This window comes from Streptomyces sp. MB09-01, from assembly GCF_033794505.1.
Lineage (GTDB): Bacteria > Actinomycetota > Actinomycetes > Streptomycetales > Streptomycetaceae > Streptomyces.
This window is the reverse complement of the sequence record NZ_JARAYQ010000469.1, coordinates 1-3,321: the sequence shown is the minus strand read 5'-3', so window position 1 is coordinate 3,321 and position 3,321 is coordinate 1. Positions and strand designations below refer to the sequence as shown.

The following is a 3,321-nucleotide window of genomic DNA, read 5'->3' as shown; positions in this document are numbered from 1 at the left end:
GGACGGGACGGGGCGGCCGGGCGGCCTCCGCGGGCACCCGGCGCACAGCGCGCCGTCGGAACCCCTGGTCACGCGCCCCGAGGGACCCCCTGGGGGTGCGGAAGGGGGCGGACAAGGGTTTTCCCCGTATCGAGTTCATCGCCGCGTTGCCTACTGTCTGCCCACCGGCGATCTTCCCCAGGCCGGGCGGTTCACACGCCAACCCCACATGGCGTGTAGGCCCCACCGTCCGGGGAAGAGCCGGGACCGCCGTTGCCCCTGCCCCGCCGTTGCGGCCGGGACAACGTGGCGCGCGGCGGCGGCCGGGGCGAGACCGACCAACTCGCTCCCGGCCCCGCGGCCGCCGGAACCTCCCACACTGCACCGACCGGCCGCTCCGGCCTGCCCGGAAACGGCCCGCGAAGGGGAACACGTGCACGCTTCCAGACGTCGGCTCATATCCGTGGCGGCCATCTCCGTCACCCTGCTCGCCGGATCCGCCACCGCCACGGCCTCGGTGGCCGCGGCCGTCGAGACCCCCGGCACGGCGCCGGCCGCCACGGTCGCCGCCACCGCGCCGGTCCAGAACCTCATCGTCGGCTACAAGGCCTCGGCCACCGAAGCCAGCTCGAACACCGCGGCCGCCGACGACGCCGCCGCCAAGGGCAAGAAGGCCGGCAAGAAGGCGAAGTTCGACCGCCGCCTCGGCACCGGAGCGGCCCTGGTCAACCTCGGCGGGACCGTGGCCCCGGCCGACGCGGCCGACGTGATGGCCCAGTTCCGCGCCGACCCGGACGTCGCCTACGTCGAGCCGGACTCCCGCGCCTACGCCCAGGCCGTCACCCCGAACGACACCGAGTACGCCAAGCAGTGGGACCTCTTCGAGCCCACCGCCGGCATGAACGTTCCGGCCGCCTGGGACAAGACCACCGGCTCCGGGGTCACCGTCGCCGTGATCGACACCGGCTACGTCGCCCACTCGGACGTCGCCCCGAACGTTGTCGCGGGCTACGACTTCATCTCCAGCTCCGCCGACGCCCGCGACGGCAACGGCCGCGACAACAACCCCGCAGACCAGGGCGACTGGAACGCCACCGACGGCGAGTGCGGCCTCGGCTCCAAGGCCAGCAACTCCTCCTGGCACGGCACCCACGTCGCGGGCACCATCGCCGCGGCCACGAACAACTCCAAGGGCGTCGCCGGCATCGCGTACGGGGCGAAGATCCAGCCCATCCGCGTGCTCGGCAAGTGCGGCGGCGCCACCTCGGACATCGTCGACGCCATCACCTGGGCCTCCGGCGGCTCCGTGGCCGGTGTCCCGGCCAACGCCACCCCGGCCAAGGTCATCAACATGAGCCTCGGCGGCTCGGGCGCCTGCGGCACCAGCTACCAGAACGCCATCAACGCCGCCGTCGCCCGCGGTACCACCGTGGTCGTCGCGGCCGGCAACAGCAACGCGGACGCGGCCAACTTCTCGCCCGCCAGCTGCAACAACGTGATCAACGTCGCCTCGAGCAACCGCGCGGGCGACCGCTCGTACTACTCGAACTACGGCGCGATCATCGACGTCGCCGCCCCGGGCGGTGAGACCCGCCGCGCCACCGACACGCCCGGCACCGTCACCACCCCCGAGAACGCGATCCTCTCCACGCTGAACGCGGGCACCACCACCCCCGGCGCCGAGATCTACAAGCCCTACCAGGGCACCAGCATGGCCGCCCCGCACGTCGCGGGTCTCGCCGCCCTGCTGAAGTCGGCCAACTCCGCCCTGACCCCGGCGCAGATCGAGTCGGCGATTAAGACGAACGCCCGCCCGCTGGCCGGCACCTGCACCGGCGGCTGCGGCACCGGTCTCGCCGACGCCGCCGCGACCGTCGCCGCGGTCACCTCGACCCCGCCCACCCCGGCCTTCGAGAACGGCACGGACTTCGCCATCGGTGACAACACCACCGTGGAGAGCCCGATCACCGTCACGGGGAAGACCGGCAACGCCCCGGCCACCCTCAAGGTGGGCGTGAACATCGTTCACACCTACATCGGTGACCTGAAGGTCGACCTCGTGGCCCCCGACGGCAGCGTCTACACGGTCCACAACCGGGCCGGCGGTAGCACGGACAACATCAACCAGGTCTTCACCGTCAACGCCTCCTCCGAGGTCGCGAACGGCACCTGGAAGCTCCGCGTGAACGACAACGCCGGCGGCGACACCGGCAAGATCGACTCCTGGAACCTCGCGTTCTGAGGCGCCGGTGACCGGCTTCCGGCCGGTTCCCGGTCCGGCCGCCAACTCGGCCTGACGGGCCGATAGTACGGACCAGGAATGATCCCCGGACCTGCTGATACACCTCGTATCGGCAGGTCCGACGGGTTTTCCCGGCACGTGACTGATTTCTGCGTCACAATCCGGGCCCGCCCGCCATCCGACCTCGTATTGTCGCCTCTCACAGGAAGGGCACAGGAAGCTGGGGACCGAAAGGCTGGTGGCTGTGCGTGGTGGCGGCGACGGGGAACGCTGACACGAGTGTCGGACACGGCGAACTCATCAAGGCGGTCGGCCATGCGCTGACCACGCACGGCCGGGCCCTCCTCACCGGACCCGCTGGCGCGGGCAAGACCGAGGTCGTCCGCGCCGTCGCGGCCGCGGCCGAAGCCCGGCGCGAGAGCGTGCTCCGCCTCGCCCCCGAGGCCGCCGACCAGTGGATACCCGAGGCCTCCGCCGCCGCCCTCCTCGCCTCCGTCCCCGGCGCCGCCCTGGACCAGCTCTCCGGTCCCCAGCGCACCGCCGTCGCCCTGCTGCGCCGCGAGGCGGACGCCCCCCGCGCCGGCCGCGACCACATTGCGCTGCGCCTCGCCGTCGTCGAGGTGCTCCGCACCCTCGCCGCCCGCCAGCCCGTCCTGCTCGTCCTCGACAACGCCCAGTGGCTCGACGCCGAGAGCACCGACCTCCTCCGTTTCGCGCTGCGCCTCACCCCGCCCCGCGTACGGGTCCTGGTCGCCGAATGTGTCCAGGGCGGAGCCCCCGTCGGAGAATCCCTCTGCGGACCCGGCGTCCCCGCGATCCGGGTCCCCCCGCTCGGCGCCGACGAGGTCGCCGAACTCCTCGTCCGCCACTGCCTCCCCGCCCGCCTCGCCGGCCGCATCCACCAGGCCAGCGGCGGCAACCCGCGCCTCGCCCTCGCCCTCGGCCACTCCCTGGCCGAAGCCGCCGAGGCGCGCGACAGCAACGCCCACCACGCCGACCCGCTGCCCGTGTCCGGACAGGCACGCGAGGTGGCCCGCCGGCTCCTCGCCGGGGTCCCCGCCCAGGCCCGACGCACCCTGCTGCTCGCCGCCCTCGCCTCC

At 73.2% G+C, this 3,321-nt stretch carries 2 protein-coding genes; both read left to right on the top strand.

Annotated elements, in window-relative coordinates; all coding sequences use genetic code 11:
• Positions 1 to 412 precede the first annotated feature (412 nt).
• The gene (locus PV721_RS42410; RefSeq protein ID WP_319734093.1) at positions 413 to 2,221 is read left to right on the top strand and encodes a S8 family serine peptidase; all 1,809 of its coding nucleotides are present in this window, start codon (positions 413 to 415) and stop codon (positions 2,219 to 2,221) included.
• A 248-nt stretch (positions 2,222 to 2,469) separates the two neighbouring features.
• Positions 2,470 to 3,321 (top strand): ATP-binding protein (locus PV721_RS42405; protein ID WP_319734091.1); only part of this gene is annotated, 852 nt, incomplete at its 3' end.